This window comes from Dyadobacter sp. CY343 (assembly GCF_021390335.1).
Classification (GTDB): domain Bacteria; phylum Bacteroidota; class Bacteroidia; order Cytophagales; family Spirosomataceae; genus Dyadobacter.
This window is the reverse complement of sequence record NZ_JAJUXK010000005.1, coordinates 246,447-272,703: the sequence shown is the minus strand read 5'-3', so window position 1 is coordinate 272,703 and position 26,257 is coordinate 246,447. Positions and strand designations below refer to the sequence as shown.

The 26,257-nt window shown below is 49.3% G+C and carries 21 protein-coding genes; 9 read left to right on the top strand and 12 right to left on the bottom strand.

Annotated elements, in window-relative coordinates:
• Nucleotides 1–27: 27 nt before the first annotated feature.
• The 6 genes from LZG94_RS18870 to LZG94_RS18845 all read right to left on the bottom strand — a co-directional run bounded on the left by LZG94_RS18870 (nucleotide 28) and on the right by LZG94_RS18845 (nucleotide 10,622).
• Nucleotides 28–1,572 (bottom strand): RagB/SusD family nutrient uptake outer membrane protein, encoded by a 1,545-nt coding sequence (locus tag LZG94_RS18870; protein WP_215231740.1) that lies wholly within the window; start codon nucleotides 1,570–1,572, stop codon nucleotides 28–30.
• 30 nt (nucleotides 1,573–1,602) lie between these two features.
• Nucleotides 1,603–4,704, bottom strand: a complete 3,102-nt coding sequence (locus LZG94_RS18865; protein WP_233793350.1) for a TonB-dependent receptor — start codon at nucleotides 4,702–4,704, stop codon at nucleotides 1,603–1,605.
• 86 nt (nucleotides 4,705–4,790) lie between these two features.
• A complete protein-coding gene (locus tag LZG94_RS18860) occupies nucleotides 4,791–6,635 on the bottom strand; it encodes a MutS-related protein (RefSeq protein WP_233793349.1) in 1,845 nt (614 codons plus the stop codon).
• 80 nt (nucleotides 6,636–6,715) lie between these two features.
• Entirely contained in the window at nucleotides 6,716–8,641 is a 1,926-nt protein-coding gene (locus LZG94_RS18855) for a sulfatase (protein WP_233793348.1), read from the bottom strand.
• A gap of 82 nt (nucleotides 8,642–8,723) precedes the next feature.
• Nucleotides 8,724–9,620, bottom strand: coding sequence for a hypothetical protein (locus tag LZG94_RS18850; protein WP_233793347.1), 897 nt, complete (start codon nucleotides 9,618–9,620; stop codon nucleotides 8,724–8,726).
• Nucleotides 9,621–10,229: 609 nt separating this feature from the next.
• Nucleotides 10,230–10,622: a hypothetical protein gene (locus LZG94_RS18845; protein WP_233793346.1), complete on the bottom strand. Its 393-nt coding sequence runs from the start codon at nucleotides 10,620–10,622 to the stop codon at nucleotides 10,230–10,232.
• A gap of 235 nt (nucleotides 10,623–10,857) precedes the next feature.
• On the opposite strand from LZG94_RS18845, the gene LZG94_RS18840 reads away from it, so the two are divergent.
• On the top strand, nucleotides 10,858–11,355 hold the full coding sequence (locus LZG94_RS18840; RefSeq protein WP_233793345.1) for a DUF1579 domain-containing protein: 498 nt from the start codon (nucleotides 10,858–10,860) through the stop codon (nucleotides 11,353–11,355).
• Nucleotides 11,356–11,392: 37 nt separating this feature from the next.
• Here LZG94_RS18840 and LZG94_RS18835 read toward each other — a convergent pair whose 3' ends face one another.
• Nucleotides 11,393–12,715, bottom strand: coding sequence for a glycosyltransferase family 1 protein (locus LZG94_RS18835; protein ID WP_233793344.1), 1,323 nt, complete (start codon nucleotides 12,713–12,715; stop codon nucleotides 11,393–11,395).
• Nucleotides 12,687–13,694 carry a glycosyltransferase family 4 protein gene (locus LZG94_RS18830; protein ID WP_233793343.1) on the bottom strand — a complete coding sequence of 336 codons (1,008 nt, stop codon included), beginning with the start codon at nucleotides 13,692–13,694 and terminating at the stop codon, nucleotides 12,687–12,689. Before LZG94_RS18830 ends, LZG94_RS18835 begins: the two co-directional genes overlap by 29 nt.
• A gap of 372 nt (nucleotides 13,695–14,066) precedes the next feature.
• On the opposite strand from LZG94_RS18830, the gene LZG94_RS18825 reads away from it, so the two are divergent.
• The 3 genes from LZG94_RS18825 to LZG94_RS18815 are packed head-to-tail and all read left to right on the top strand — an operon-like array spanning nucleotide 14,067 to nucleotide 17,751.
• A complete protein-coding gene (locus tag LZG94_RS18825) occupies nucleotides 14,067–15,779 on the top strand; it encodes a carbamoyltransferase C-terminal domain-containing protein (protein ID WP_233793342.1) in 1,713 nt (570 codons plus the stop codon).
• Nucleotides 15,779–16,759, top strand: coding sequence for a glycosyltransferase family 2 protein (locus tag LZG94_RS18820; protein ID WP_233793341.1), 981 nt, complete (start codon nucleotides 15,779–15,781; stop codon nucleotides 16,757–16,759). Before LZG94_RS18825 ends, LZG94_RS18820 begins: the two co-directional genes overlap by 1 nt.
• Nucleotides 16,756–17,751: a glycosyltransferase family 9 protein gene (locus tag LZG94_RS18815; RefSeq protein WP_233793340.1), complete on the top strand. Its 996-nt coding sequence runs from the start codon at nucleotides 16,756–16,758 to the stop codon at nucleotides 17,749–17,751. Before LZG94_RS18820 ends, LZG94_RS18815 begins: the two co-directional genes overlap by 4 nt.
• Before the next feature lie 5 nt (nucleotides 17,752–17,756).
• On the opposite strand, the gene LZG94_RS18810 is transcribed toward LZG94_RS18815, so the two are convergent.
• From LZG94_RS18810 to glgX, 3 genes are all read right to left on the bottom strand, one after another.
• Nucleotides 17,757–18,005, bottom strand: a complete 249-nt coding sequence (locus LZG94_RS18810) for a hypothetical protein (protein ID WP_233793339.1) — start codon at nucleotides 18,003–18,005, stop codon at nucleotides 17,757–17,759.
• 104 nt (nucleotides 18,006–18,109) lie between these two features.
• Nucleotides 18,110–18,289 (bottom strand): hypothetical protein, encoded by a 180-nt coding sequence (locus LZG94_RS18805; protein ID WP_233793338.1) that lies wholly within the window; start codon nucleotides 18,287–18,289, stop codon nucleotides 18,110–18,112.
• Between the two features lie 52 nt (nucleotides 18,290–18,341).
• On the bottom strand, nucleotides 18,342–20,513 hold the full coding sequence (gene glgX, locus LZG94_RS18800; protein WP_409013323.1) for a glycogen debranching protein GlgX: 2,172 nt from the start codon (nucleotides 20,511–20,513) through the stop codon (nucleotides 18,342–18,344).
• A gap of 210 nt (nucleotides 20,514–20,723) precedes the next feature.
• Here glgX and LZG94_RS18795 point away from each other — a divergent pair, with 210 nt between their 5' ends.
• The 3 genes from LZG94_RS18795 to LZG94_RS18785 are packed head-to-tail and all read left to right on the top strand — an operon-like array spanning nucleotide 20,724 to nucleotide 24,492.
• Complete coding sequence (locus tag LZG94_RS18795; RefSeq protein ID WP_233793337.1) at nucleotides 20,724–22,307, top strand: FAD-dependent oxidoreductase; 1,584 nt, start codon at nucleotides 20,724–20,726, stop codon at nucleotides 22,305–22,307.
• A 33-nt stretch (nucleotides 22,308–22,340) separates the two neighbouring features.
• Complete coding sequence (locus tag LZG94_RS18790) at nucleotides 22,341–23,438, top strand: glycosyltransferase (RefSeq protein WP_233793336.1); 1,098 nt, start codon at nucleotides 22,341–22,343, stop codon at nucleotides 23,436–23,438.
• Complete coding sequence (locus LZG94_RS18785) at nucleotides 23,428–24,492, top strand: glycosyltransferase (RefSeq protein ID WP_233793335.1); 1,065 nt, start codon at nucleotides 23,428–23,430, stop codon at nucleotides 24,490–24,492. The genes LZG94_RS18790 and LZG94_RS18785 overlap by 11 nt, the downstream gene beginning before the upstream one ends.
• A gap of 3 nt (nucleotides 24,493–24,495) precedes the next feature.
• Here the strand turns inward: LZG94_RS18785 and LZG94_RS18780 are convergent, their stop codons facing one another.
• On the bottom strand, nucleotides 24,496–25,320 hold the full coding sequence (locus LZG94_RS18780) for a glycosyltransferase family 2 protein (RefSeq protein ID WP_233793334.1): 825 nt from the start codon (nucleotides 25,318–25,320) through the stop codon (nucleotides 24,496–24,498).
• Between the two features lie 169 nt (nucleotides 25,321–25,489).
• On the opposite strand from LZG94_RS18780, the gene LZG94_RS18775 reads away from it, so the two are divergent.
• Both LZG94_RS18775 and LZG94_RS18770 read left to right on the top strand, forming a co-directional pair.
• Nucleotides 25,490–26,092, top strand: coding sequence for a DUF5683 domain-containing protein (locus tag LZG94_RS18775; RefSeq protein ID WP_233793333.1), 603 nt, complete (start codon nucleotides 25,490–25,492; stop codon nucleotides 26,090–26,092).
• Complete coding sequence (locus tag LZG94_RS18770; protein ID WP_233793332.1) at nucleotides 26,092–26,238, top strand: hypothetical protein; 147 nt, start codon at nucleotides 26,092–26,094, stop codon at nucleotides 26,236–26,238. Before LZG94_RS18775 ends, LZG94_RS18770 begins: the two co-directional genes overlap by 1 nt.
• Nucleotides 26,239–26,257 lie beyond the last annotated feature (19 nt).

Here is a 26,257-nt window from a genome sequence, read left to right as displayed (position 1 = left end):
TCAACTGACTAATTTAAGGTATTTGGCTCAATAACCCGGATTCTGCGTCAGGTTGGGGTTAAGGTCGATATCTGATTGCGGAATAGGATACCACTCATTTCTGCCTTTTACGAAGTTGGTAAACTCCGGATCGCGCACAGCCAGCTCGGGTCCCAGCTCGCCCCAGCGCTGCAAATCTGCAAATCGCCAGCCTTCGCCGGTAAGCTCGGTAATACGTTCGTGCTTGATCTGCGACAGGAATGCCGCCTGCGAAAGGCCGGGGCGCGTAACCGTGAGCGGCCGCAAACCGGCACGCACACGCACCATATCCACATAAGGGTATGCCTGGGCCGTTTGCCCGATCGCATTCAGCGCTTCCGCGTACATCAGCAGAATATCCGCATAACGTAACAACCTGTGGTTATTGGGCGAGCGGAAACCTTCCTCGGTCCTGCCGGCTTCATTGTCATTCAATTGTTTTCTAAACCATACCGCACTGCTTTCACCGCCAGATGTACCATAGCGGGAAGCGAAAGTCTGGCCATAAACCATCGTAAACTGCGGCCCGCGGACGTCAGTGGAATCAAATAGCAGCGTCGCTGCAAGTCTGGGATCGCGGATGCCAAGTGCGGTATTTTCTTTTTCAAATTCATTAACCAGCCACCGGCGCGCACCACCGTCAGAAAAACCTACGCCGCGGGGCGCATAAAACTGGGCGATCGAAGTGCCGGTGTTGTTGATCCGCGTTTCGTCCACATCATCGTCGGTATTCTCATTTGGGTTGAACCGGAACTGTATCTCGAATACAGATTCACTGTTATTTTCGGTGGAAGCTTTGAAATTGTCCTGGTAGTTGGCGGTCAATGTATACAAACCTTTTCCTTCGCCCGTAATAAACCACGCGAGAGTATTGGCAGCTTCCTGGTGTTTGTTTTGTTGCAAATATGTTTTCCCAAGCAGGCCCAACGCTGCTCCGCGTGTCGCACGGCCCAGATCGTCGCCCGTGTAGCTGAGCGGCAATGCAGGTGCGGCTTCCGACAGGTCTTTTTCCACCTGAGCCCAGGCTTCTGCATTGGTCGCATTTGCAGGCCGGTCGGTAGGTTCGGAAGGTTCCAGCATGAGCGGTGGCCGACCATAGTACAAAGCCAGATTGAAATAAAACAGCCCGCGGAGAAACTTCGCCTCGCCGATAATGCGGTTTTTCAAAGCCTCATCCATTTCAATACCAGGCACATAAGCCAATACCTGATTTGCGCGAAATACACCGATAAACAGGTTTTGCCAAGTTCCGGCAGTGAGCCCTTCGTTGTAGTTGGTCTGGTTGAAACTCATGATATTGTTCAGCGTAATATCCCCGCCGGAGCCGTAACCTTCGTCTGAACGGAGCATTCCGTGGTAGAACAAAAAGCGCGAATACAGGGTAGCAGAACGGTGGAAAGTACTATAAACCGCATTGATGCCCTTGATCGCGTCCGTCTCGCTTTTCCAGAAAGAAGCGATAGTGGGATTGTTTGGATTAGGTTGATCGAAATCCCGGTCGCAGGCGGTGGTGACCAGCAAAATGAGTGAGGCAAGCAAAAATATCTTTTTCATGTCGATGTCTTTTGAGTAAAAATCGGGTGGTCAGAAACCCAGGTTGAGGCCGAAAGAAATGATGCGTGCAGAAGGATACCCGCCCAGATCGACGCCCGGTTCCAGGTTGAAATTAGCCCCTACCACATCCGGATCCAGTCCGGTGTATTTAGTGAAAGTCAGCAGGTTCTGTGCGCTCACATATACTCTCGCATTACTTACAGACAGCTTTTCGGTCACACTTTGCGGAATAGCGTAAGCCAGCTCCACATTTCTCAATCTCAGGTAAGAACCGTTTTCCAGCCAGCGATCTGTGTTTCCGCGGACATTTGAAACAATACCCCTGTCTGCACTCGCCGGGTCGCCCGCTGCGCCGGTAGAATACGAAACGCCAAGTCTTGGGAAGTCGGTGTTCGTATTTTCCGGGGTCCATGGGTTAATGCCGCGGCGGTAGTTGGAGTAGCCCATTCCGTCAATATCCCTTCTTACATCATTATATATTTTTTGTCCAAATGCACCATAAAACTGCACATTCAGCGACAAGCCCGACCAGGTTCCGTTCAGGATCAGCCCGGAGGTAAACTTCGGCCACGGACTGCCGGCAAAAGTGCGGTCGCGGTCATTGATATCGTCATTTGTTCCCTGATCGATACGGTTTACATAGCGGACATCACCGGGTTTCGCATAAGCCGCCTGCGCTTGGTGCGCCTGGATTTCTTCGTTATTCTGGAAAAGTCCGTCGGTTTCAATCAAGTAGTATTCCCCGATCGAGCGGCCGACCTGCGAGCGTGTATTGCCCGACTGAATATAATTCCGCGGCTCGCCCGTTTCTTCATCAACACCGAGGTTACCGAGTTCGAGGACTTTGTTGCGGATAATGCTGAAATTCGGCGCTACACTCCAGGTGAATGGACCGGAAGTTTGCCGGTAAGCAAAATCAAGCTCGATCCCCTTATTCTCAATAGACCCGATATTCACCAGCGGATCGCCTTGCAAGTTACCGATGTAAGCCGGCAGCGGAAGAGATAGCAAAACGTCTTTGGCAACAGAGCGGAATGCATCGACGGTAATTGCCAGCTTATTGTTAAACAAAACCAGATCCGCGCCGAGGTTGGTAGTCGCTTTTTGTTCCCATTTAATATCCTCATAAACGAGTCTGGCCTGCGTTGCACCCGGGAACTCCGTTTGACCCGAACCAAAAACCGCCCGGGGCGCCTGGTTTAAGAAACCTGTAAATTGATAATTGCTCAGGTTCGCGGAGCCCAGTACACCGTAAGATCCTCTCAGTTTCAGCTCGGAAACGATATCCGATTTGAAAAACTCCTCATTACTGATCTTCCAGGAAGCAGCCGCCGAAGGAAAATACCCGGTGCGGTGTGCAGGTGAAAAGCGGGAATCCTTATCGGCCCGGAAAGTGAATGTGAGGTAATATTTTTCAGCATAATTATAATTCAGGCGGCCCAATGCAGAATTGATGAGCGTTTGGGAGCGGGTACCGGTCGATGTCATGCCGCCGCTGGCCGAGTTGATCGTCGTGAAGTATTCGCCGCCGTAAAAGCCAAGCTGCAATCGCCGCCCGCCCACATCGTCTGTGCGGATCGTTTGCTGCGTATAGCCCACTACCCCATTCAGGGTATGTTTATTAAAGTTAAAATTGAAGTTCAGGGTGTGTTCAAACAAATAGCTCAGGAACTGCGCCCGCGTTTCACCGATACTGCTGAATTCGGGCGACTGGTTCCAGTACCAAAGTCCGTCTTTCCGCAGGTTATTGGTTTTATCAAAACTCGTTTCTAATCCTGCATTGAAGCGATAGGTCAGGTTTTTCAGAATCTTATAGTCGACATACGCATTTCCCAAAACCTTGAAAAAATTGTAGGAAGTTTTGGTAATATCATTGATCGCCACCTGGTTTCTCGAAAACGAGCGCGTATTGAAAGAACCAAAACCATAGCCGCCGGGGTTGGAAGTACTTACCAGATCAGGACTTTGCACCGGAATGATCGGCAGGCTGGTCCACATATCATACCACGCATTTCCCTCGGCAAAACCACCCTGGAACGGCGTGTTCCGCATGGTATTTGAAATCATCAGGTTTTCCCCAAAAGTAAACTTATTACGCGTCGCCTCTGTATTGATTCGTGCAGAAGCCCGCTCAAAATTCCTGGCTTTCAGAATGCCTTCATCGGCGAAATACGAGCCGGAGATCAGGTACTTGCTATCTTTCCCTCCGCCCGATAAACTCACATTATAATCCTGAATACTACCCGTTTGCAGCAATTCGTCTGCCCAGTTGGTATTCACATTCCCATTGTAATTCGCCACGCCGGGCTGCAAAGCGTACCCTGCATTCTGGTAAGCGCGGGTATTGGTCGCCACATATTCCTGCGCGTTCATCATATCCCAGCGTTTGGGAAGTGAAGAAATACCCACGCGGGCCGATGCATCCACTTTCAGCGCACCTTCCTTTCCTTTTTTCGTAGTGATAATAATAACGCCATTAGCCGCGCGCGAACCGTAAATAGCTGCCGCAGAAGCATCTTTCAAAACCTGGATCGTTTCTACATCATTTGGGTTGACCGTCGTATTCGCATCGGCGAGCATCCCATCGATCACATAAAGCGGGCTGGCATTGCCGAAGAGCGTACTTAATCCGCGGATATTCACTACCGCCTCCTGCCCCGGCGCGCCGCCATTCCGGACTGCGACTCCGGGCGTCATGCCCTGCAAAGCTTCCGGCACGGAGCGGGCAATACGTTTGTTGGTATTTTGTGCGTCAATAATGCCGGTAGCCCCTGTGAGATCCGATCGCCGCACTGACTGGTAACCGATCACGACAAACTCTTCGAGATTTTGCGCGTCTTCATTCAGCTGGATCGTGTAGGTAGTTTGGTCAGTAACTGGCACGTCGGCAGCCAGGTAACCGATGAATGAAACCCGCAAAACCTGACCATTTGCCGCCGCAATAGTGAATTTCCCGTCGGCGTCGGCGATTGTGGCGGTATTCGTGCCGGTGATCAGGATAGTAGCGCCGGGCAGCGCCTCGCCGGTTGCAGTTTGCACAACGCCGGAAACTTCCCTGGCTTGCGCAGATGCGAGGTTGATACTGATAAAAAAGAGGATTACAACCTGAATCAGGGTATAAGAATTACGCATAGCATTTGAGTTGATGAAAAATGAAAAAGATAAGAGCTGACCAATATTATAAAAAAAGTGGGATAAGTTACATAAAAATTATGCCATTAAATTAGCTTAATCCCGCTTTTACGCATTAGTTCGCTGGCATTAAAATCCAGGCACAAACCTTCTGTCAGCTTGTAGTCGAAATGCATTTCCCTTCCTGTTACCTGGCTATTAAAACTAAAATTACGAACCGGAAGATGCTCGCTCGTGGCACGGGCCAGTTCCAGATCGTGTGTGGAAACGATGCCGGACGCGTGAAGTTCGCTGAGTTGCCGGATCAGGGAAATGCCGCCTTTGTAACGGTCCTGCGAATTAGTGCCTTTAAACATTTCATCTAATAAGAAGAAAACAGGCTTCCCGCTTTCCACCAGTTTCAGCAACTGCTCGATCCGCAGCAGCTCTGCATAAAAGGAAGAAACGCCTTCTTCCAGGTTATCCTGCGTGCGCATGCTGGTAAAAAGCCGCACCGGAGACACACTGCCGCTCGTCATGCAGCACGGAGCGCCCATGAATGCTAGCACCATATTAACCCCGATGGTCCGCAAAAACGTACTTTTTCCCGCCATATTCGATCCGGTAATCATCATAATGGAACCGTCACCCGCAAGCTGAAAATCGTTGCAAACCCGTTTTTCGGAATGGATCAGCGGGTGTCCAAGTTGTGCAAAATGAATCTGATAAGGTACGTCGTTGATTTCAGGAAATTGATAGGAAGGATTGGAGCAGGCGAATCCACTCAGACTGGAAATTGCTTCGAAGTCACTGATCGCCGAAACCCAGTTGACCAGGTTCGCTTTATTATTGGTTTTCCAAGATTCTGTAAGCAAACCAAAATAAATATCCAGCAAGAAGAATTGATTAAAAATGGCATAAAATGCATTTCCGCCGATCGGACCTTTGCCTCCACGCTGCATTAATAATTCCAGGATCCGCTTCAATTTCCTGATCTCCGCCGCCGCTGAATAATCATTACTGCGAAATACTGCCTGCAAATTTGTTAGCATTTCCGAATGGAAAGTCTCCGCCTCTATCTTGTTGATCAGCGCCTCGTAGCCTGCGAGTACCGGAACATTGTGAAGCAGGTGTTCGACAATTTCCTGAGAAGTTTTCTTCAACCTTTTCAATACCAGCCCATTGACAGTAAGACTGACCAAAAGCGGAAATATACTAAATATTGAAAACTGCTTCTCATTACTGAGCACTTCGCTCAAATGATGGATAAAAAATGCAAATGCTGCCAGCGCCAAAAAGCCCAATACAACGCTAATAAGCAGGTATTTATGCCGTTGAGGCAATAATTTGACCGGCTCTTTATTCCATTTCAGCAGTTTATCGTAGCTGCTTTTGGGATTGATGAAAGGCATTCCTGCGGCTTGCAAGTCCTGCCGCCAGTCCATTTTCGGGGTCAGCTCCTGTATTGATTGCTGTCTCATCAGTATTATTTGCTTCGAAGTAGGCTCAGCCAGCCACTCCGCCAGCCGGATCTGTCCCGCTTCGGTCGTAGTCCTGTTCAGAAGTTGGAAGAGGGAATGTGTACCGAAAATATCGACGTCGGCAATGTAGGGATGTTCCCTTTTGATGAAAGCTTGCCCGGAAGGAAAATCGGCGAGTTTATTTTCCAGGCGGCTGATTTCCTGCGCGTTGATCTGTCGCAGGAGTGTCACGTGCCGCAGTTCCCGAGCCGCCTGGTTGTATCTTTTTACTGCCAACCCAAACGCAAACGCCGATACCGGAACGACAAAAACGAGCAGCGAAGCGAGGCGATTACTGGCAATGATCAGGATGCAGGAGATCGCACCAACGAATACGATCAGCCGGACGAGAGAAAGACTGCTCAGCAATTTAGAATCGTGGTCAAACTTCACCTGATTTTCTGCGATCCTGCGGCGATACACTTCTATCATTTTCAAAAGGATTAATATATAAAATTCCAATATATATCATATCTCTTTTGAAATTCGGTTTTTAGCCGACTTTTCTGGTTTTACTCTGCAAAATCGGGGTTGTTGGGTACCAGTCCCAAACTGCCCAGAAAATCCATACAAGCCGCTTTCACTTTATAATTACGACTTTTCGATTCATCTGCAAACCGGTTCTCCGTTTTCTGCACGCGCCTGATCGTTTCGATAAATGGATCTTTATCAGTCACATACAGCAAGTAGTTAATGCTCATCAAAGCCAGTTCGGCATTCTCCGAGTCGACTGACTTTTTAAGATCTTCAGTCGCACTTTCATTTTTAAAAATAGCATAACTAATCGCCGAGCAAGTGATAGCAACTGGCTGATATTGGTCTGACATTCCTGCTAATATCTCCTTTTGGAAAGATTTCAAAACAGCCGCACTTTGCGATCGAAGGCCCAAAGCGGCCCAGTAACGCACAATTTTATTGGAGTCCTTTAAAAGCTTAACCTGCTGCGCAGCAATATCCTTCCCCCGCTTTCCCGACAATGAAGCCGCTGCGAATATCTCTTTGAATGCATAATTTTCATCGGACAACCGGTATTCATAAGCATTCCCTTTCTCCGAGATCAGCGCAACTTCATATTCAGGCAAAAACATCACGTCGCGCGATTTCAGAAGTGAGGTGCTCAGCTGCTTCCTCATTTTTTCGGCCACGATTTTCATTTTGGGATCGTCAATGAGGTTTTTGGTCTCCCAGGGATCGTTTTTGAGGTCGAATAAAAATTCGGCGGGGCGATCGTTGAAGAGGCTGCTTTGTAACTTGTCCAGCTTTTTCTCCGCCAGATCCTTCCGCATTTGCTGCTTCATTTCCGAGATTTCCATATACCGGATATACCTCGCTTCGGGCATAAACGGCATGTAGTTCCGCGAATACATATACCTGCCGTCGGTCAAGCTTCGGACCATATCGATCCCATTATCCGAGCGGTCGGAAGAGAGTACCAGGTGGTCGGTTTTGGGAGAATGATCGGGGCCGATGAGCTTTCTGCCTTTCATGTAATCCGGGATATTTCCGCCAGCCAGACTGATCAATGTCGGCGCAAGATCTTCAAAATCAATCAGTTCATCCGTAACAACTCCGCCCTCACCCCAGGGTGAAAGGTGCTTGTACATCGGCGGGAACCAGATCACGAAAGGTACCCGGTAACCCAGGTCGATCCCATTTGTTTTGCCGCGCGGAATTCCCTCGCCGTGGTCGCCGAAGAAGAAGATAATGGTACTGTCGCGCAGGTGATCGTCGTCGAGCCTTTTCAACAGTTTGGCGATTTTATTATCTGTGAGTTTGAGTGAATTGTATACCCGCGCCACCTGCTTCCGCATTTCAGGACTATCCCGGTAGATCGGCGGCATATCAAAAGCATTCTCTGCGATTCGCTCGTTTTCAGGCAGTTCATCCAAAACATTCTTCACGTATTTGGGATAAGCATCGGTCATTGTCCGCGACTGGTGCGAATCGTTATAATTAAAAACTGAGAAAAATGGCTGCCCGGGTTTCCGGTTCCACCAGCCGGCTTTGCCCGAACTCTCGTTCCACGCATTGGCGATGAACTGCTTCTCATTGAGCACATTATAATCCGTTTTCGCATTATTCGAAGTGTGGTAGCCGGCCTGTTGCAGGTAATACGGGAATCCATGCATACCGGCCGGCAACGCGTAGTTGCTGCGGTGATTTCCCGTGCCCGTTTCGTAAGTTTTGACACCTGTAATCAGCGCAGTGCGACTCGGCGAACACACGGTCCCCGTAGAAAAAGCATTGGTAAAACGCACTCCTTCCTTTGCCAGCTGATCGATTGCCGGCGTGCGCGCGTCCTTGTTTCCATAACAGCCGATGAACTTCGGAGAAGTATCCTCAATTGTGATCCAGAGGATATTAGGTTTGTTCTGGGCAAATGCAATATTCGCAAAAACGATCATCGAGCAGATCAGCAGCAGTTTTTTCCGTAACATGGCAGGCAAAGTAACAGGTATTGGTATCTGATTTACCTATCGGCTCAACAGGGTTTAGGTAAATATAGTAAATGTTCAAAAGCTAGCGGTGGCCGCTTTTAAGTCCAAGCGCCAATCCCGCGGCTCCGACGAGAAATGTTCCGAGGATCCAGGCGAACATACCAGCGTTCCGGCTTTCGGGAGATTTAAAAACGGGTTGAAGGATCATAAAATCGTTATTAATACGCTTATGCAACGCGTTACCCACAGCGAGGCGAAAGTTTTTCCTATCGAAAGAAGCAGGCTTGTGCTCGAAATGATCAATGTGGTAAAAATCATAGTTCTCCATTTTCGCTACGCACTCACGGAAGAATTTTTCAAACTTCTGTTGCTTTGTTGCGTTGCTGCTCAGGTTGCCAATCTGCTTGTGAAATTTAACCCCGTACCAGTACAATGGCGTCATCGTGATCGGCTGTCGCTTGTGGGTAAGGATCGGGTGAGCGAAAAAGATGTGCATGTTGAGCTGCCCGTTGAACTTTCCGGATGTCCTGAATGCATAGTATACGCCGCCAATCGGACGGTGCACGGCGAAAGACTTAATTCTGTAATACCGGGTGCGCGGCTGCTTGCCAATCTCCTTCACATTTTCCACTTCCAGCAAAATCGCTGTCGAAGTAGTAAGGTAATGTTGTGAAAAAATCAGCATCAGCGCGATGGTCAACCAGGCAATAGCCTCGGGCAGTTCGTGGCGCCTTTTGCCATTTTTACCAACGTACAACCTATTAAAACGCGGCTTCAACCAAACCAGCACAGGAATGGCGGGAAAGAACGCAGGTATCCAGTATTGCCAGATATCCTCGTCCATTTCAACAATTGGATATTTCCCCAAAAACAGCCACCATCGCAAAACCCCCAGCACCAGCACCGAGCCCCAGGCTGGTATCGAGTAAAGCGGCAGCAGGTATTTAAGTTTTAGTAAATAGTATCGGTTGAATCGCATTAATACAAAAACATAAATAAACCGCACGGCCGTAAATTGAGAAAATTGGTTGGTTTTTCAAATGGAAATATAAGGGCCTACGATAACCTGCCGTAGCTATGAATTCCAAGACACAACAACAGAGCCCCTGCGGGGCAACCTGTTTCTAGCCAAGCAAGGAGATCAATGCAGCTCCAGCGGAGCTTCCTGAGCCGTAGCCGCATAAATAGGAAGCCCCGCCGGGGCTAAAACAATTCCACGCGATTTTTTGCTATAAACGGGGAGCCCCGCCGGGGCTAATGCACTTGGGCGTGATCTATCGCTAGAAACAGGGAGCCGCGCTGCGGCTGACATCGCACTGCGGTAAATATATTAAATGAGCCCCAGCGGGGCGACCTGTTTCTAGCCAAGCCAGGAGACCAATGCAGCTCCAGCGGAGCTTCCTAGAGCCGTAGCCGCATAAATAGGAAGCCCCGCCGGGGCCAATACAATTCCACGCGATTTTTTGCTAGAAACAGGAAGCCCCGCCGGGGCTAATGCACTTGGGTGTGATCTATCGCTAGAAACAGGGAGCCGCGCTGCGGCTGACATCGCATTGCGGTAAACATATTAAAAATTGCGGTAAACATATTAAAAAGAGCCCCAGCGGGGCAACCTGTTTCTAGCAGACCAGGCAGGAATCAAATTCAGCTCCGGCGGAGCTTCCTGAGGCCGCATCAAAACGGAGCCGCGCGGAGGCTGACATCGCACTGCGGTAAACATATTAAAAGAGCCCCGGCGGGGCAACCTGTTTCTAGCCAAGCCAGGAAACCAATGCAGCTCCAGCGGAGCTTCCTGAGGCCGCATCAAAACGGAGCCGCGCTGCGGCTGACATCGCACTGCGGTAAACATATTAAAAGAGCCCCAGCGGGGCAACCTGTTTCTAGCAGACCAGGCAGGAATCAAATTCAGCTCCGGCGGAGCTTCCTGAGGCCGCATCAAAAGGGAGCCTCGCTGCGGCTGACATCGCAATGCGGTAAACATATTAGAAAGAGCCCCAGCGGGGCAACCTGTTTCTAGCAGACCAGGCAGGGAATCAAATTCAGCTCCGGCGGAGCTTCCTGACGCAGCATCAAAGGGGGCCGTGCTGCGGCTGACATCGCGCTGCGGTAAACATATTAAAAAGAGCCCCAGCGGGACGACCTGTTTTGGCAAACTCCCCTTTCAACATTTTCCAACAATCCCTACATTAGCATCCGACAAACCGAACACAATTAATATGAGCAAAAGTAAATTTGAGATCTCGTTGGAGTCAGGTATTCACCAGCATATTCATGCGATGGCTGGTGATTGGGAAGGCGCTACCAAAACCTGGTTTGAGCCGGATGTGGTGGCGGACGAATCGCCGATGAGAGGCAGTATTAAGCCAATTTTGGACGGGCGGTTTTTGCTATATCAATACCACGGAAGCATGAGCGGTAAAAGTTTTGAAGGCTCGGCGACGATCGGGTATGATATTGCCAACGAAAAATTTCAGATCTCCTGGATCGACAGTTTCCACATGGGAACGGCGATCATGGTTTCGGAAGGCGGCTCGGTCGAACATGGATTTTCGGTTCTGGGAAGTTACGGCGGGCCGGATATTCCTGTCCCCTGGGGCTGGCGTACGGTATTTCAGCTGAATGAACCCAACCAACTGACTATTACCGCATACAATATTTCTCCCGAAGGGCAGGAAAGTAAAGCGACCGAAACCATTTACAGGCGGATTAGTTAAGAATAACTTCGAAACGATCCGCAGCTGACGTCAAACTTTACGGGATAGCATACGCAGGGATACCTATAGCGGGCTCTGCGACTGCTTTTCTCTTAAATTTCTTCAATTGTACCAGATAGAATGGCGTAACAACACGCTCGCTTGCGATGCGGCTGTAAAGGCGATGCGCTTTTTTGGCCACATTAGTCCAGGTAAAGTTTTCATTCACCCGCTTCAATGCGTTTTCACGCAACTGCTGGTATTTTCTCGGGCACGACACTCCTTCCAGTAATGCATTGGCAAGTTGCTCAGGGTTGTGTGGCGGTACTAGAAAACCGGTCTGACCATGTAAAACGGTATATTTAATCCCGCCTACATCGGACCCGACCACAGGCGTACCGCACGCCATCGCTTCGAGCGGCGTAATGCCAAACGGTTCGTACCAGGGTGTTGAGATAAAAAAGTCGGCCGCCTGGTAATAGTGCCGAAGTTCCTGCCTGCTTCTGCGACCGACGAACTCCACAGCCGCAGAAACCCCTTCCTGCTCTGCAACCCCTTTCAACCTCCGGAGTTCGGCGTCCCGTGAAAAATCGGGAATCTCATCAGGGCCACCTACCACCAGTAGCCTTAACTTAGGGATATTTTTCAAAAACCGCATCGCGCGGATCACATTATCAATTCCTTTTCTGGGTACGATCCGGCCCAGTTGCAACAGTACCACTTCATCTTTTTTCAGCCCAAGCCGCTTTCTTGCCTCCATTTTCGGGGCCGGGTAAAATTCATCCGAGCTGAACCCGCAGGGGATGATAGTAATGCGCGACGGATCCGCATTGTAATGTTCAATCAGGTCCTGCTTGTCCTGCGGGCATTCGGCGATGATATAGTCGGCGTCGTTGACGATCATTTGCTCAATATCCAGCCGCGCCACCGGAAATGCGTCCTTTTCTTTCTGGTGGATCATACGGATCTTACCCAGCGCATGAAAAGTGATCACGTATGGTATCCCAAGCCGTTTTTTAATATCAGAAGCCACCAGTCCCGACATAAAAAAATTGGCATGCACAAGTTCATAATCAAGCCGGTTTCTTTCAATAAAACGGACCATACTATCCGTAAATTCTCCCATGTACCCCAGTAGGGATTCTTTCGGAACTTCCCGGGCAGGGCCCGCATCGACGTGGATCACGCGGATACCGGGAAGCCAGTTCACGACCTGCGGCAGAGCGGCGTCTTTTCTGGTGAAAATATCAATGATGTAACCCAGGGCAGCTAAGGATTTGCAAATCTCGGCCACGTACACATTTTGTCCACCGCTATCTACCCCGCCCAATACAGCCAGAGGTGACGCGTGCTCACTGATAAATGCTATTTTCCTTTTCATGATTGTGGAAATTTAATTGGATCGTTTCCCGGAAGACTGTTTCCCAGTCGCTGGCAAATCGACGGATATCGAACTTTTCCAATGCTACCTGTTTTGCCTGCTGGCCCATTTTCTGCGCTAAAAATGGGTCTGCGATCAGCGTATTCATATTTTCGATCAGCTTTTCAATGTTTGTGTCAATGAATCCGGACCTGCCATTTTCGATCACAGTCACATACTCGGTAGTAGCCAGCGCAACCACCGGCATTCCCGTCATCATCGCTTCGCAGACTGCGAGGCCGAAACTCGTGTAACGGATAGGGTTGAAGAAAAACCGGTAATGGCTGATAAATTCGGGCAGTTGCGGATTCAGAACCTCTCCCAGCCCACCCGACCCGGATGTTCCCATTCCGATCAGGTCAAGCGGTACGTGCTTCCTTACTTCATCGAAAACATCCCAGCCGGTGATTCTCCCGCGCTGTTCAATGTGGTTGATCACCACGATGCCGCGAGGGATATCTCCCTGGTAGTTAACCGGCGGAATGCAAACCCCGTGCTCGATCACTTTTACCCGCTGAATGCCGGCGCTGTCCCACATGAGCTTGTTGAAATGCGTTACGTGCACCAGCGTTACAGCCGGATCATCCAGGACGTGACGGGTATTTGTGGGATGTTTTTCAGGTGTATTGTGCTCCACGTATACCCTGGGCAGTGTTTTCTGCGAGTCGGACAGAATTTCATGCTGGTCGATCAGGAAGTTCCTTTCTGATTGGAAGAGAATACAATCGAACTGCATGTTCCTGACCTCCGCGGCAGGCACTTCGATCACATTCGCCCCGAAGGGAAACGTTTCACCCCGGCCGTAATAACCTTCTGTTTTTTCGTTCTTGATCGGAATAAAAATATCATAATCGCCTTGCGAAAGGTAGAACAGGTAACTCCCGTGAATATGCCAGGTGAAGATTCTCAGCCTTCGGTTTGCGACGTCAATTTCATTCATGTTTTAGTGCGATTTCGCTTTGGACAGATCGCCGCTTGTAAAAAACAATGCCACTTGACACAAACGCTTCCCTAAATATCAGGCATTTACGAAACGCTTCTATATAGGGAATGAATTCATCCCGAATGGCGCGCCTTGTCCGCAACTGCGCCCCGCTTTGGGCATGGAAGAATATCCACACTTGTTGAAATCTACAAAATCCGAATTCCGGTTGTTTCTATACGATTGTCCTTTTCACATAATAGGGCCACTTGTTTACACCATTATTTGACTGCGTAAAAGTGTTGAAATTCGGAGTTGTCACTGCACACCAACTTGTCTGGCATCATACTTGTATCGCCGGGGCTGCATTTTAAACCTGACATATCGCTCATGTATATTCTCGGAATTAATGCAGCGTTCCACGACACCGCTGCTGCACTTGTAAAAGACGGCAAGATCATCGCTGCTGCCGAAGAGGAACGGTTTACACATATCAAGCACGGCAAACGCCCGGTTCCCTTTTCTACCTGGGAACTCCCCTTTCACGCCATTGATTACTGCCTCAAAACTGCGGGTATCACGATGAAAGAAGTGGATCGGATCGCCTATTCTTTCGATCCCGAGGGTGTAAATGAATCCTCTGTTTACGAAGATGATCTCTTGTCCGATACCGAAGTGCTGGCTGCGGCAGACGTGTACAACGGCTGGGATACCCTGTTTTTAAACTACATCCGAAAAGCGCCCGAGCAACTTCGCGACGGTTATCCGCACCATTTGCAAAAGCGGCTGAGTAATGCCGGTAATCTGAACGAAAAGTGGGCATTTGTGAATCACCACGTCGCGCATGCAGCGAGTGCGTTTTTTCCGTCCCCGTTTGAGCAGGCGGCCGTACTGACGCTCGATGGCAGGGGTGAAAAAGCGACTACCGGTTATTTTATCGGCCAGGGAAATTCACTGGTGCAACTGTCATCGGTCGATATGCCGCATTCGCTGGGGATGCTTTATGAAAAGATCACAACTTACCTCGGCTTCCTGCATTCTTCCGACGAATACAAGGTTATGGCGCTGGCTTCCTATGGAAAACCGGTGTACCTCGACGACTTCCGGTCTGTGATACACGTAGGTAACGATGGTCAATATACGATAGATGAATTTGAGCCCGAAGCGTGGTGGGGCCGCGGCCGTAAAAAGGACGATCCTTTTGAGCAGCTGCACCACGATATCGCGCATTCCCTCCAAAAGGCTTTGGAAGAAACGGTACTGAAACTGGTTAATTGGCTGCACAAGCAAACCAATATGGACAATCTTTGCATGGCGGGTGGCGTGGCTTTGAACTGTGTGATGAATGCGGTGATCCGGGATTATGGCCCATTCAAAAATGTGTGGATACAGCCTGCCGCCGGTGATGCCGGTACCGCGCTGGGAGCAGCCCAGTGGCTGGATGTTTCACTAAACGGAAGCAAAGAGAGCCGGTATACCGCTGAAATGAACCACGTGTACTGGGGCCCTGAGTATTCAGATGATGATATTGAGAAATTTATGATCTGGGCTAAAATGCCTTACAAGCGACTAACCGATGTCGCCAAAGAAACGGCGGCAATTCTGGCTCAGGATAAAATTATCGCCTGGTACCAGGGCCGGATGGAATTTGGCCCGCGCTCACTGGGCAGCCGGTCGATCCTTGCTTCGCCGATCCACCCCGATATGCAGGCGCGGCTTAACAATATCAAGGATCGCGAGGATTTCAGGCCAGTGGCGCCCGTGATTTTGGAGGAAGATGCCGATGAATGGTTTGAAGATGCGCGCGTTTCTCCGTTTATGCTTTTTGTATTTCCGGTAAAAGATGAAAAAGCAAACCAGATCCCTGCGGTACGGCATACTGACGGTACAGCGCGTGTACAGACGATCAACCAGGATCAACATCCCCTTTATTACGATCTGATCAAAGAATTCAAGGCACTTACCGGCGTACCTGTTCTGGTAAATACCTCATTCAACACACGCGGAGAGCCGATCGTGTGCACGCCGCGCGATGCGATCGAGTGCTTCTGGACTTCACCTTTTGATGCATTGATCATTAACTCATTTATTCTGGAAAAATAATGGCTGCGAATGTGAGTGTGGTGATTCCTACGTTCCGTCGCCCGGCGCTGCTGCAAAATTGCCTGAAAGCAATTGCGGCACAGCATTGCCCGGACTTTTCGTTCGATGTTAATGTAGTTTCGGACGGACCGGATCCGGCGACTGAGTCACTTGTGAACCGTATGAAAAGCGAATACCCTCACTTTCCGGTTTATTTTCATGCACTTGAAAAAAAGCGCGGCCCGGCGGCGGCGCGAAATTATGGATGGAAACACAGTACCGGCGAACTGGTGGCATTTACGGACGACGATTGCATTCCCTCACCCGGCTGGCTGGCCGGACTTTGGCATAGCTACATGCATAGCCTAAAGGAAGTAATCGCATTCACCGGCAAAGTGGAAGTTCCGGTTCCCGAAAAGCCCACAGACTACGAGAAGAACGTTTCGCATTTGTCTACCGCAGAGTTCATCACAGCCAACTGCGCCTGTACGCGCGCTGCATTGGAACGGGTCAAAGGGTTTGACGAGGATTTTCCGGTAGCCTGGCGCGAGGACTCTGATCTGCAATTCAGGTTGCTGGAAAATGAGGTTCCTATTATACAGATTCAGGAGGCTATGGTTTGTCACCCGGTGCGTAAAACTTCCTGGGGATCTAGCCTGCGCGATCAGCAAAAGAGTATGTTCAATGCACTTTTGTTTAAAAAACACCCTGATTTTTACAGAAAACGAATAGCAAATGGGCCAGTCTGGAATTACTATGTGATCATCCTGGCGAGTATTGTGGCCATTTTTGCGATGATTGTGAAAGCACCGCTGGTCTTATCTCTTGCGCTTCTGAGCTGGCTGTTTGCAGTGGTTAGTTTTATGGTTAAAAGACTCAGGGGAACCGATCCTTCATTGCAGCACCGGTTGGAAATGGTTGTTACCTCGGTACTAATACCCTATCTGTCGGTGTACTGGACACTGCGCGGCGCATTGCGTTATAAAGTTTTTTTCCTATGAAATTTCCGGTAGCCACCACGAGAAAAATTGCCGTCTTCCGGGCATTGCAGCTCGGCGATATGCTATGCTCGGTTCCTGCGCTCCGTGCTTTGCGCCACAGCTATCCAAATGCCGAAATTACCTTATTAGGTCTGCCCTGGGCAAGCTCCTTTTGCGCCAGATTTTCGAACTATATAGATCAGTTTATTCATTTTCCAGCCTATGAAGGTCTCCCGGAACAAGTTGTGGACGACAATGCATGGAATGCATTTAAAACGCAAATGCAGGCGGAAGCATTCGATTTGATCCTGCAAATGCAGGGAAATGGAAATATTGTGAATGAAATGCTTGAAAATCTCGGGGCCGGACCCGTAGCCGGTTTCCACAGCCAAGGTAACTATCGGAACAGTGATCACTATCTCGAATATCCGACCGGAATCTCAGAGATAGAGCGCCACTTGAAAATGCTGGAAAACCTGGGTATTCCTTCACAAGGTACTGAGCTGGAATTTCCGGTTAGTGAATCCGAAGCGAAGCATTTAAACGAATCGGTGTCTTTCTGGCAGCGGGAGCAATTTGTTTGTATTCATCCGGGAAGCCGTGGCTCCTGGCGGCAGTGGCCACCCTCGCACTTTGCGTGTGCAGCTGATATTTGTGCAGGAAAAGGTTATAAGGTTGTGGTGACAGGAACAAAAGAGGAAGCTGAGATCACCTCAAAGGTATTGGAACTAATGGAATACCCCGCGCTAGACCTCACTGGAAAAACGGGATTGGGTGAAATCGCGCAACTTTTGAAGGAATCAAAATTGCTCATCAGCAACTGTACCGGCGTTTCTCATATTGCGGCTGCTACCCGCACGCCCAGCATTGTAATCAGTATGGATGGAGAGCCCGAGCGCTGGGGGCCATTGAATACAAACTTACATCAAACCATTGACTGGCTGCGCGAACCCGATATGGACTATGTGCTGGCCTCGCTAAATTCACTTCTGCCGGATCTGACGAATAAATAAGCGATTTACGTCTTGCCTTTTGCATCCCAATGGTCTTTCAAAAGCTTCCCGTCCCTGTCCCGCACAAGTACCCTTACAAATCTTTCGCCCCGGATATTTCCGTCAACACCTCTTTCACCGATAAATAACAGAATAGGGTTGCCTTCGGAATCGGTTTTAAAACTGATATCATAGCGTTCAAACCTTCGATCCAGCATCTGTTCCGGTTCGTATTTTTTGCTTAAAAGTTTTAAAAGCTTCTCCCCGATTTTCATAGCTGCAAATAGATTGGTTATCAATTCACATAAATAAAAAAGCATATTCAGCCTGATACTTCACACGGAAGTTTCGCGGCTGAATATGCTCCTGGTACTGGTTCTTATAAAGGTCTGCTGGTTGTGTCGGTTGCCATTGTATCGACTCCCATACCCGATTCTGTATTATCCATTTCGGTAGAATCCATACCTGCTCCTTCTTCATTTGTCTTGCTGGTACAGGCTGCAAGGCTTAAAAGCATGCTCAGACTAACCATTGATACTACTTTTACTAACGTTTTCATAATTTGTTGTTTTGGTGAGTTTTAGGGCTATAACAAAATCGTTCCACCGGGGTCAATCCTCCCGGCATTTTAGTACCAATACAGAACGGTCCTGTACGGTAATGCTACTTCCCTGCGCAAAGGATTCTCCATCTTCACCGATGAATCCATCGCTCGTATCGATCACTTTGTGCCACGGCTTTCCGCACCTGTCGGGAGGCAGCACGTATTCGAGGGCTTCGTCGTGGGCATTGAAAATAATGTAAAAACTGTCGTCTGTCAGCCTCCTGCCGTCATAGTTCACACACCTGATACCCTTCCCGTTCAGATAAACGCCCAGTGATTTGGCATTGTCCACTTCCCAACTTTCCTCTGGCATCAGTTCGCCTTCCGGCAAATACCAGCGGATATCCTCGATGTCGGAACCCGTAACCGGCAACCCCTGGAACCACCGGCGCCGGCGGAAGGACGGGTGTTCTTTACAAAACCAGATAATACCTTTTGCGAATTCCAGCAGTTCTGTATCCACATTTTCCCAATCGAGCCAGGAAATCTCATTATCCTGACAATAGGCATTGTTATTACCACCCTGTGTCCGGCTAAATTCATCGCCGGCCACGAGCATAGGCACACCCTGAGACAGGAAAAGTGTGGTCAGCATATTCCGCTTCTGCTCATCCCGCAATGCGTTGATACCTGGATCGTCGGTCGGTCCTTCCACGCCGCAGTTCCAGGAGTTATTGTCATTGGCACCGTCGTTATTATCCTCCCCGTTCGCCTCGTTGTGCTTTTCGTTGTAGCTAACGAGATCGTGCAGGGTGAAACCGTCGTGAGCGGTGATTAAATTGATACTTGCCATTGGGCTTCGGTATCCGCCCTGGTACAGGTCGGGACTGCCTGTAAATCGCTGCGCAAACTCACGGAGCTTACTTTCGCCACCGCGCCAGTAGTCTCTCACACAATCGCGGTACATTCCGTTCCACTCTGCCCAGCCGGCCGGAAACTTGCCTACCATATATCCGTCTTCATGAATATCCCAGGGTTCGGCGATGAGCTTTACCTGAGAGATAACCGGATCCTGGTGAATGATATTGAAAAATGAGCTCAGCGTGTCTGTATCGTGGAGTGTTCGTGCAAGTGAGGAGGCCAGGTCGAACCTGAAACCGTCCACATGCATTTCGGTGATCCAGTACCGCAGGCTGTCCATGATCAGTGCGAGCACATTTGGAAGCCTGGTATTGAGGGTATTGCCCGTCCCGGTGTAGTCCATATAATACCGGGGATCTTCCTGACTGAGCCGGTAGTACGACGCATTATCAATCCCCCGGAAGGAGAGCGTCGGGCCCATCTGGTTACCCTCGGCCGTGTGATTGTACACCACATCCAGAATCACCTCGATACCGGCCTTGTGCAGCGCTTTGACCATATTCTTGAAGTCCGTCACCTGTCCGCCCAACGTCCCGCCGCTGCTGTACCTGACATCGGGCGCGAAAAAAGCCAGCGTATTGTAACCCCAATAATTGGTCAGTCCCTTTTCCTGCAAATGCCTGTCGGCAGCATAGTGATGTATCGGGAGCAATTCCAATGCAGTGATCCCCAGTTCTTTCAGGTATTGAATGCTGGCCGGATGTGCGATCCCGGCGAATGTGCCCTGCAAATCTTCGGGAATATGTGGATTCAACCTGGAAAATCCTTTCACATGCGCTTCATAAAGGATCGTGTCGTGGTAAGGGATGCGGGGCAACTCATCGTCTTCCCAATCGAAATTCGGATCTGTCACAACCGATTTCGGGATAAAAGCCGCACTGTCTGTCTCACTGAAAGACAGGTCCTGCTGCTCGTTCCCGATCTCGTAACTAAACAGTGAATCGTCCCATTTAATCGTAGAAGACAATGCTTTTGCGTAGGGATCGATCAGCAGTTTATTGGGGTTAAACCTGTGCCCATTTTCAGGTTCGTAAGGTCCGTGCATGCGGTATCCATATAACTGTCCCGGTTCCAGTCCGGGCACATACACATGCCAGATATGGTGTGTAACCTCCTCAATCTCAATCTTCACGTTTTCCGCCTCGGCTTCCGGTCCTTCAAAAAGGCAGAGTTCCACCTTGGTGGCATTCTCAGAGAACACCGCAAAATTAACCCCCTCCCCGTCCCAGGTAGCGCCCAGCGGGTACGACGATCCGGGACGTAAATCCAGATTCATGGAATCCGGCGACTCGAGCACTTCATTTCTAATAATATGCATCCTTTTAAATTACGTTGGTGAGAATAAAGCTAAATGCCGGTTGTCACAGGGACTATACGCCACTATAACACTGGCAGCCGCGGCCTATCAAAAACTTTGCCAGGCAACAAAAACCGCCTTTTCCCCAATCTGGTCAGCTATTACCGCTCAAAACGCAGGTATAATATTTGAATAGGAGTGCACGAATTATCAGCATCAACAAACATCAGCATGGAAAACAACAGCAGTTTATTTGACGGTAATGGTATAATTAATAAGCCGTTTCACCGGGATGGTTTTCAAGAAAGTTTATGGCAGAAAAGTGCGGGCACGCCGGGTGAATATGGGGAATTTGACCCTTCTACCCTCTACGATACGCTGATCGTAGGTGCAGGCATTACGGGGCTTACCACGGCGCTGCTATTACAGGAAGGCGGAAAGAAATGTGTGATCGTAGATGCACATAGTCCCGGCTTCGGAACGACAGGCGGCACAAGCGCGCACATCAACACATTTGCCGATACCACTTATGATGAGGTGGAAAAGGACTTCGGAAAAGAAGCCGCCGTACAGTTTGCAGAATCGATTGCCCGCTCGGTAGCTATGATCGATCGTTTGGTACAGAAATACAATATAGAATGTGATTTTGAGTGGAAAAACGGTTACGTCTATTCTGAAACCGATCAGGAAACAGACGAACTGAACACACTTTTTGAAAGTGCATTAAGTGCAGGTGTAAGTGCGAAGATCGCAGAACACGCGCCCGCTCCGGTTCCTTACCAAAAAGCTGTTGTTTTCGACAGACAGGCACAATTTCACCCATTAAAGTATATCAGTGCCCTGCAAAAGCATTTTGTAGAAAAAGGAGGCGTCGTTATTAATGATACGCTTATTGAAGGAGTGGATTCCGAGGACGGCCACCACGTGGCGAAGTCGGCAGATAAGCAGATCAAGGCAAAAACGGTGGTGTACGCAACCCACATTCCGCCGGGCGGGGTAAATGTCCTGCATTTTAGGAATGCACCCTACCGAAGCTACGTGATCGCCGCAACCCTGGCCGACGGAGCTTATCCTGACGCACTCATCTATGATATGCAGGAGCCTTACCACTATTTCCGTACACATACTACCGACGGTCAGCAATATCTCGTAGTCGGCGGGCACGATCATAAAACGGCGCACGGAGATCCTGAACAGTCATTTGCCGATTTAATCGAATATACAAAACAATGTTATCAGGTGGAAGAAGTGGTCGCGCGATGGTCGGCGCAGTACTACGTTCCCTCCGACGGACTTCCTTACATTGGTCAGCTGCCCGGCGCTTCTTCGGGGATTTATACGGCCACCGGGTTCAACGGAAACGGCATGATCCTTGGAACGGTTTCAGCGATGGTGATCAGCGATTTGATATTGCACGGGCAAAGCGTCGACGAAGACTTGTACAGCCCGGGGCGCATTAAGCCCATCGCAGGTTTCACTGAATTTGTGAAAGAGAATGCAGACGTAGCGGCGCGGTTTATAGGTGACCGTTTCGGGATAGAGGAAATCAAATCGATTTCTGAAATACCAGCTAATAGCGGGCAGATCGTCGAGTTTGATGATCAGAAGCTGGCTATTTATAAAGATCAGAATGGCAGGGTAAGTGCATTGAATCCTGTGTGCACACATACGCACTGCATCGTGAACTGGAACAATGCCGAAAAAAGTTGGGATTGCCCATGTCACGGGGCGAGATTTGATACAGATGGAGTTGTGTTGACGGGACCTGCGAGAGAAAATCTGGAAAAAGTGAATATCAATACGCAGAACCAATAGAACATCTTTCTTCATCAACACATAAATCAATCTATGAGAATCGGAATAATTGCGCATTTGAAATACCCCATTGCCAAACCCTTTATGGGAGGACTTGAAGCCTTTACTTATGATATTTGTCAACGATTATTGTCCCGTGGCCACGATGTGTTACTATACGCCAGCGCCTCTTCCGACCCTATTCTGAATGTCAGGCCGATTATGTTTGAAGCGGGATACAAGCCGATCGTCTCTTCTAAATTCACATCCCGCGAGCTCAGTATGGAGTTTATCTCCACGCATCACGCCTATGTGGAAGTGATGCAGGATATCGACAGCGAGGGGTTGGACGTGATCTTCAACAATAGTCTTAATTACGTCCCGATCATGATGGCGGGACTTTTAAATACACCTATGGTCACGGTACTGCACACGCCGCCGATTTTCGAACTGAAAAGGGCGATTCGCCGCGAACAGGATTATGAGAAGATCAAATACGTAACGGTATCGAATGCGAATGCAAGAAATTGGAAAGATTACGCGCCGAATTGCGAAGTGATCCCGAATGGTGTCGATCTCGAGAAATGGGATTTCTATCCCGAAAACGCTGGCGACTATATCATGTGGTTCGGTCGCATTCATCCCGATAAAGGGCTTCATATTGCTATTCAGGCAGCGAAAGCAGCCGGTAAAAAGATGAAAGTGGCAGGCGCTATCAGTGATAAATTTTATTACGAAGAAAAAATACTACCCCTGATCGACGATTCGATCGAACTGGTGGGACATTGTAATCACGAAAAACTCAACGAACTGATAGGCAATGCGCAGGTAAGTCTGATCACGCCCTGCTGGGACGAACCGTTCGGACTAGTTATCGCCGAATCGCTCGCATGCGGAACGCCGGTAGCAGGAATAGGCCGGGGTGCGCTTCCTGAGTTGTTGTGTGCCAAAACGGGCAGTCTGTCGCTGGGTGAGGATGTTCAGGAACTTGCGGGATGCATTCATAAAGCAGCTGCATTAAACCGCCAGGATTGCCGCGAAAAGGCAGTCCGTTACCTCGACGTTGAGAGTATGACGGATGCCTACGAGCGGGTATTAGCAGAAGCCGCAGCACAAGCAGCTCCTATGAAAATACGCTCGAATGCGGCCTAACTTTGCATTTTACGTACACCATCACGGTTCGGGACATGTGATGCGGGCCATTGCGATTGCCAGTCAGCTCGGGGAAGCGAATGTGAGCTTCCTCGGGAGCGGGCTGCATGCATTCACCGGCCTGATACCTCCGCATATTACTTGTTACCACCTTCCGTCGGACGTTGCTCGGGACGAAGACGAATTTTCACAACTGGCAGCACTTGACTTCCTGCACTACGCGCCGCTGAATGTAAAGGGGTTGACCGATCGATCGGCGGTGATCACTGACTTCTTCAAAAAACAGTTTCCGGTATTGTTGGTTGTGGACGTTTCCGTAGAAGTGACGATGCTGGCGGCAGTCTGCGGCATTCCTGCATTGGTGATCCGGCAGAACGGGAACAGGAATGACATTCCGCATTTGAATGCATACCAAAGTGCACAAATGCTCATCGCCCCTTCCCCGGCTGCCTTAATGAATAGATCGGATTCCGATTGGGTGGAAGCAAAGACTTTTTATTCGGGGGGTTTTTCGAGATTTCAGGGAATGCAGATTGATCGGCCGACCGATGCGAATACTGTTGCTGTGATGACCGGAACAGGCGGTACGTCCATTGGCCGGCAACTAATTGAAATGCTTGCGATTGAATTTCCTGAAAAAACATTTCATATTATCGGAAAAATGGCGCAGCCTGTCTCGGACGATTACAGGAATGTAGTATCGCACGGAAACCTCGAAAATCCAGCTGAAATACTGCTTTCCTGCGAAACTGTGATCGGCAATGCAGGGCATAATACAGTTATGGAAATGGCTGATCTGAACAAAAGATTTATATGTATTTATGAAAAAAGGCCGTTTGACGAGCAGCTGCACAAGGCGAAATTGCTGGAAGAGAACAATATGGCAGTGGTGATTGCAGGAAACGAACTGTCAGGTGCCAACTGGGGCGATTTATTTACAAAAGCAGCAAACCTGCCGCCCGACCGCTGGAAGGGCGTTATCAATCCAAATGCATTAACAGATATCGCCTGGGCGCTGCACGATCAATGGAGAAAGCTGTTTAACGCAAAATAAAAATCAGGGTTTTAATGCCGCAGCGATTTCTTCCGGATCAGGTAGTCTCAAAATCGTAATATCTTCACCCTTCCATTGGATAAAGCCCGCAGTTTCGAATTTTCTGAGCCACCCTTCCATCGGCCAAACTCCCCACTTTTTGAAAAATACCTGCGCATTGGTGACAATATCTTTTAAATGGTTGAGGGGCGGATCGTAGCTAGGGTGATGCTGGTGGTAAGCCAGCGCCTTGGTGTTTCCCAGTGGCACATGCCGCGCTCTTGCGGCAAATGAAAAGTCGGTATCCTCAGCGCCGTAACCGGAAAAACCTTCATCAAAACCGCCTATTTGCTCAAAAACGTCCCGGCTGCACCCGAAATTCAGTGACCAGAATAGCTCGTAGGAGAGCTTGCTCAAATCATCCCGAACCGGATCCGGCTTGCTCAGCCCATTGATTTTCTCAAAAAAACCAGGTGCATTGGTGGCGCCTTTGTGAAGATACCGGACTGGGCCAGTCCACAGTTCATCGCCAGACTGGAACGCGTTCGCGTAAAGCTGCACGAGATCAGTGGCGGGAATGCAGTCAACATCCAGAAAAATAATATGGGAGGAAGTGGAACGCGCCACTGCAAAATTTCTAGCAGCCGCCAGCGGCAAATGCTCGCCGGATGTTAATTCAAAGCTTTTCACCGTACAATGCTCCGAAGTGATCCCACTTGCCGGCTCGTCCATGTGAACGATCACCAGCTCCTGAGGAAACAGGCTTCCGAGTTCAAGACCTTTTACCAGATTCAGTAAAGCCTCGTGCCGGGACTTTACAATGGTGACAACAGATATAGTGGATTTCATATATGCCGGGGAAATACCATAAGTGTGCCTGGCGGCAGAATGGATCGGGGCTTATTTAACATTTTTTATATTGCCGGTCTGATCTTGTATCACTTGCTTGCGCCTGTTAATCTGCAATCAGGCTCAAATGGGAATAGTCGGAAAAATAGTGTGTAGTGCATTTTTTTGTATGGTTTTGGTCAAAAGCGAAGCGCAGGTTCCGAGTCTCCAGATCAGCAAAAGCGATACTTCACTTGGCGAAAGTGTTGGGCCTCATCGATTTCTACCCACTCCGAAAATCGCAACGAAGCTGGCACTGATCCCGGGCGGCGGCCAGATTTACAACCGGGATTACTGGAAACTTCCGATCATCTACTTGTCCCTGGGCGGCGGCCTTTTTGCGTATCATTTGAATACCCTCAAATACAAGGACTTTCTCGCCGCATACAAATTATTTTACAACCTGAATACAGGCAAGCTGGCCGAAGGAGTGACAGCGGACACGAAAATGCCAGTCCGCGTGCGCAACGTACTTAATACAGCCAGCCGCGTGGATTCCGCTTCAATAGACCAGATACAAAGGCAGAAAAATTACTGGCGCAGGTACCGGAATGTTGCATTGCTGACCACCGGCGTGATCTACACACTCAGCATTATCGAAGCCAATGTGGCAGCGCACTTGAAAAGCTTTGACATTTCCGACGATCTGACCTTAAACGTCAGTCCTAAGCTTGTACATCCCGGATTGCCAAGTCCAAGTCCGGGATTGAGATTGGTTTTTAATCTGCACTGATGTCTTCCGTGAGCGCGATTTTACCACCAAAACAGGATTGCCAGGCGCCGCTGCAAGCGGGGAAATCGCGCGTCATTGTGTTTCACAGAATTCATACAGGTGACAGTCTGGCAGACGGATTTCCGCGTTTTGATCGTTCGGTATGAATATTGTGGTGTATACGTA

Bases quoted from the DNA above. Each gene is read 5' to 3' on its own strand.
- LZG94_RS18870 (WP_215231740.1), bottom strand. From the start codon at position 1,572: ATGAAAAAGATATTTTTGCTTGCCTCACTCATTTTGCTGGTCACCACC.
- LZG94_RS18865 (WP_233793350.1), bottom strand. From the start codon at position 4,704: ATGCGTAATTCTTATACCCTGATTCAGGTTGTAATCCTCTTTTTTATC.
- LZG94_RS18860 (WP_233793349.1), bottom strand. From the start codon at position 6,635: ATGATAGAAGTGTATCGCCGCAGGATCGCAGAAAATCAGGTGAAGTTT.
- LZG94_RS18855 (WP_233793348.1), bottom strand. From the start codon at position 8,641: ATGTTACGGAAAAAACTGCTGCTGATCTGCTCGATGATCGTTTTTGCG.
- LZG94_RS18850 (WP_233793347.1), bottom strand. From the start codon at position 9,620: ATGCGATTCAACCGATACTATTTACTAAAACTTAAATACCTGCTGCCG.
- LZG94_RS18845 (WP_233793346.1), bottom strand. From the start codon at position 10,622: ATGTTTACCGCATTGCGATGTCAGCCGCAGCGAGGCTCCCTTTTGATG.
- LZG94_RS18840 (WP_233793345.1), top strand. From the start codon at position 10,858: ATGAGCAAAAGTAAATTTGAGATCTCGTTGGAGTCAGGTATTCACCAG.
- LZG94_RS18835 (WP_233793344.1), bottom strand. From the start codon at position 12,715: ATGAAAAGGAAAATAGCATTTATCAGTGAGCACGCGTCACCTCTGGCT.
- LZG94_RS18830 (WP_233793343.1), bottom strand. From the start codon at position 13,694: ATGAATGAAATTGACGTCGCAAACCGAAGGCTGAGAATCTTCACCTGG.
- LZG94_RS18825 (WP_233793342.1), top strand. From the start codon at position 14,067: ATGTATATTCTCGGAATTAATGCAGCGTTCCACGACACCGCTGCTGCA.
- LZG94_RS18820 (WP_233793341.1), top strand. From the start codon at position 15,779: ATGGCTGCGAATGTGAGTGTGGTGATTCCTACGTTCCGTCGCCCGGCG.
- LZG94_RS18815 (WP_233793340.1), top strand. From the start codon at position 16,756: ATGAAATTTCCGGTAGCCACCACGAGAAAAATTGCCGTCTTCCGGGCA.
- LZG94_RS18810 (WP_233793339.1), bottom strand. From the start codon at position 18,005: ATGAAAATCGGGGAGAAGCTTTTAAAACTTTTAAGCAAAAAATACGAA.
- LZG94_RS18805 (WP_233793338.1), bottom strand. From the start codon at position 18,289: ATGAAAACGTTAGTAAAAGTAGTATCAATGGTTAGTCTGAGCATGCTT.
- glgX (WP_409013323.1), bottom strand. From the start codon at position 20,513: ATGCATATTATTAGAAATGAAGTGCTCGAGTCGCCGGATTCCATGAAT.
- LZG94_RS18795 (WP_233793337.1), top strand. From the start codon at position 20,724: ATGGAAAACAACAGCAGTTTATTTGACGGTAATGGTATAATTAATAAG.
- LZG94_RS18790 (WP_233793336.1), top strand. From the start codon at position 22,341: ATGAGAATCGGAATAATTGCGCATTTGAAATACCCCATTGCCAAACCC.
- LZG94_RS18785 (WP_233793335.1), top strand. From the start codon at position 23,428: ATGCGGCCTAACTTTGCATTTTACGTACACCATCACGGTTCGGGACAT.
- LZG94_RS18780 (WP_233793334.1), bottom strand. From the start codon at position 25,320: ATGAAATCCACTATATCTGTTGTCACCATTGTAAAGTCCCGGCACGAG.
- LZG94_RS18775 (WP_233793333.1), top strand. From the start codon at position 25,490: ATGGTTTTGGTCAAAAGCGAAGCGCAGGTTCCGAGTCTCCAGATCAGC.
- LZG94_RS18770 (WP_233793332.1), top strand. From the start codon at position 26,092: ATGTCTTCCGTGAGCGCGATTTTACCACCAAAACAGGATTGCCAGGCG.